Source organism: Frankia sp. CcMO1, from assembly GCF_977945845.1.
Genome location: NZ_CDWTMG010000347.1, coordinates 1 through 3,729 on the forward strand (window position 1 = coordinate 1; position 3,729 = coordinate 3,729).

2 protein-coding genes are annotated in these 3,729 nt (G+C 71.0%); one reads left to right on the plus strand and one right to left on the minus strand.

Annotated features, from left to right (window positions below; all coding sequences use genetic code 11):
- The first annotated feature begins 276 nt into the window (after positions 1 to 276).
- Positions 277 to 942 (plus strand): hypothetical protein, encoded by a 666-nt coding sequence (locus AC08OU_RS23530; protein WP_476605835.1) that lies wholly within the window; start codon positions 277 to 279, stop codon positions 940 to 942.
- A gap of 98 nt (positions 943 to 1,040) precedes the next feature.
- On the opposite strand, the gene AC08OU_RS23535 is transcribed toward AC08OU_RS23530, so the two are convergent.
- Positions 1,041 to 3,683: an FUSC family protein gene (locus AC08OU_RS23535; protein ID WP_476602250.1), complete on the minus strand. Its 2,643-nt coding sequence runs from the start codon at positions 3,681 to 3,683 to the stop codon at positions 1,041 to 1,043.
- Positions 3,684 to 3,729 lie beyond the last annotated feature (46 nt).

The following is a 3,729-nucleotide window of genomic DNA, read 5'->3' on the forward strand; positions in this document are numbered from 1 at the left end:
TGAATGTTTACCAGCTACGTCTCTCCTTACGCTGGCTCGGCCGGGCGCACCCGGCGAAGCAGGAAGATCCAGCCGGAATGTGGCCTGTGGGCCAGCCTCGGCTGCCGATTTGAGGGTATAGCTATCGCAAATGGCGGCGGATCACCTACCGGGACATGTACTCTCAACCGGCCTGGTCGGGTGGCCCGGGGGGATCGCACCCCCGGGCCACCCGACCAGGTTCCGGTCGGTCGATTTGACGCGTCCGGGCCCGCGTCCTTCTATAGCTTCATGACTATGGGTAGTCAGTTGATTCGAAAGGTGTTGCTGCCCGCCGTCGGGCTGGGGGTCCTGTCGGCGCTTGCCGCGGCACCCGCGGCCGCCGGCGGTGGCCGCGGCGGGCCGACGCCCGGCTCCGGCGCCGCGGAGACCTTCCTTCAAGCGACACTCATGCCGTTGAACCATTCCGGCGCCCACAGCACCGCTACCGCGATTCTGCGGGGCGACCAACTCACCATCTCGATCTCCAGTCGCGGGCTGGCGCCGGGTCTGCCGCACGCGCAGCACATCCATATCGGTGGCCGCCATGTCTGCCCACCGCCGGACGTGACCGGCACCGGCGTCCACGGCCACTTCCGGACCGTCGACGGCAAACCGTGGCGTGGCCCGGTCGCGGTGTCGCTGACCACGTCCGGCGACACCAGCCCGGCCAGCGAGGTGGCGGTGGCGAGGTTCCCGGTTGGGAATGCGACCTACCACCGCACGTTCACGGTCACCCCGGCGGTCGCCGCGCAGTTGCGGGCCGGTGAGGGCGTGATCGAACAGCACGGCGTCGACTTCAGCCACAACGGCCGCTACGACGGCCCCGGCCGCAGCGAGCTCAATCCGGCCCTGCCCGAGGAGGCAACCGACCCGGCGGCCTGCGGCAGGCTCGTCCCGACGGCCGGCGGCACGCCCAGGTGACCGGCGGCACGCTCAGGTGAACTGATCGACCGTCGTGGCGCAGGTGGGACACCTGCGCCACGACGGGCAATCGTAACGAAGTCGGCGAACGGATCGGTTCACCAGCGTGGCGTCCGGCGAGTCCGCCGGGGTCGTACGCCGGCCGCCCAGCCGCGGCTCCCAGCGGGGCCCTGGTGCACGAGCGCCATGCCCGCGTCGGTGAGCATCGGTTGCAGACCACGCAGGATGTCGAGATAGGTCGCGCGTGCTGCGAGCGCCACGCCGGCGCGCAGTTCCGGGCGTCGGTGCGCGGCGGCGCCATGACGCACCATGGCCAGCGCCGCCATGCTGGCCGAGCCGGGACTGGGGTTCGGGTCTGCCGGTGGCGGAGGCTTGCCGTCGCCGAGTGCCTCGGCGAACCGCAGGTACCAGTCGCACAGCTCGGTCGTCTCCACCATGACCGCTTCCTGGGCGGCGGCCAGATCGGGCAGCGCGGCGGAGATCTCCATGGTCGAGGCGATCATGCTGACGCCGCCCCCGGCCCGCAGGATGTCCGCCGGCCAGGGCACGTCGCCGGCGTGCAGCAGCTGCGCGGTCCGGCGCAGCCGCAGCGCCCCGCCGACGACGGTCATGAGCGCGTCGACCTCGAGCCGGCCGTCAGGCTGCTCCGACAGGTACTGACGGACCGCGTCGTCGAGCAGCCGCCCGGCGCGGATGGCATCGCGGGCCGCGGCGGCCACCTGCTGGTCCCGGCTGGGACGGCGGAGGGCCGCGTCGTCCGAGCCTGCGGTGTCGGCGCCCTCTGTTCGGGAGGTGTCGACTGTTCGGGAGGTGTCGACCCGGCTCACGAGCGCACCGATGGTATCTGCGGGGCCGTCCGGATGGTCCGACATATCGGTATAGGCCGGGTCCAGCCAGGGCGAGGTCCGCGGCCGGGCGCTGGGCGGATCGTCATCACCGGGTGCCCGCATGACGACCAGGGCGAGGAAGGCCGCGCCCATCCGGTAGGCCGCGGCGGCGCGACGCCGGATGACCGCAGCCGCTCCTCGCGGCCACAGCATCGCTCCCACGGCCAGGCTCACCCCGAAGCCGATCATGACGTCCTGAATGCGGACCAGCCCCACCCGCCAGCCTAACGGTTCAATGATATTGAAAAGGATGAGGATGGCGACGGTGAAGCCTGCCTGGCCCAGCGCGAAGGACGACTTCCGCCGCATGTAGCCGGCGACGAACACGGCCAGCGGCAGCGGCGGCCACAATATTACGGTGTGGGTGCCGATCAGGGCGACGAACAGGCCACCCACCACAATACCGATCCCGGTGCCCAGCAGGCCCCGCAGGATCGTCGAGCTGGTCGCCACCACGTTCGACCGCAGCACCGACAGGGTACCGAGCACCACCCAGAAGCCGTGCTGCACCTCGGTGTTCTGGGCCAGGGCGACAGCGAGGGCGAGTCCCACGGCGCCGCGGACGCTGTTGCGGAACCACACCGACCGGATGCTGGCATAGCCGGCGGCCAGATCGGTGGCGGCGACGCCTCGCCGGGTGAGCCGCCTTAGCCTGGCGGGCCAGCCCCGCGGCCGCACCCAGGAGCGCAGCGCCGGTGCCGGCGCGGTCACCTGCAGCACGTTCATCGCCAGCTCTCGGGTCCCCCGGGCCAGTCTGCGCAGCCGGAACGCCTCGGCGATCGCGAGGTCAGCCGACGGCTGCTCCGCCTCGGCGACCACGAGATCATCCGTCTTCTGGGCCGATCGGGCGGTCCACCTGTCAGCGTCCGGCGCCGGCCGGCTGCCTCGCCCCTCCAGGTAGTCCAGCAGGGCTGTGCGCATCCTCCGTTCAGCCCGCTCCAAACGGTCCAGGCCGGGCCGTGGACCGCGGTCGAGTCGATCGGCAGCGGCGGCGAGCGTGGCAGCGGCGGCGGTGTGGATCTCGGCAGCTTCGCGGGGGAAGCATGCCGCCGCGATCCGATTCCGGTCCGCACGCGGTTCGGCGAACGGGACCAACCAGTTGACGTCCACGACGAGATACCCCAGCGCCGCGGTGCGCCCGCCGACACCGCTGGGCCGGTGCGCGGTCTCGGCGAACCTGCGACGCAGGTGGAACACGTCGGTCCAGATCCGGGGAACTTCGTCCGCCCCGGTCCCGTCTGCCCCGGTCCCGTCAGACTGCGGAAAAGGCATGGTTGTCCACGCCACCCCGGCGGCCATCGACCGACACGCCTGAGCCAGTGCGGCACGCAGCCGTGTTGGGGGCCGCTCCGTCCACAGCACCATGGCCGCGGTGACGGCCACCACCATGGCGATCCCCCAGCCGGCGAGCCGTTCCGGAATGGCCGACACCGGGCCAGGCGTCATCACCGACAGGACGAAGGCCATCAGCGTGGCCCGTCCGGCGGCGGCGAAATACGCGTTGAGGACCCCGGAAAACAGCACGATCAGGGCGACCAGTGCGGTCACCGGCGCCGCCAGCCAGGGTGTCCGGGAGCACAGTGCGCCGATGACGATGAGCGAGACGGTGATAATCGCGAACGCGACGTAGGCCAACAGCCTGGTCTTGGTCGGCCCGGTGAAGTCGATGAACTCCAGCAGGGTGTAGGCGCCGAACCAGGCGAACAGGCTCAGCCGCACGTCCCCACCAGCCAGATAGGTGACGGCCAGCAGCATGGGGGCGACGAAGGCAACCCGGCCGGCCGCCTTGAGGTTGATCAGCCCGGGGTCGTCGGGGAACGCTCTGGTGAGCCGTCCCAGCCATCCGTCCTGCATCGGCCCCTCCATCTGCCCTGGACCATCGCCGTATCTACTAAACCGT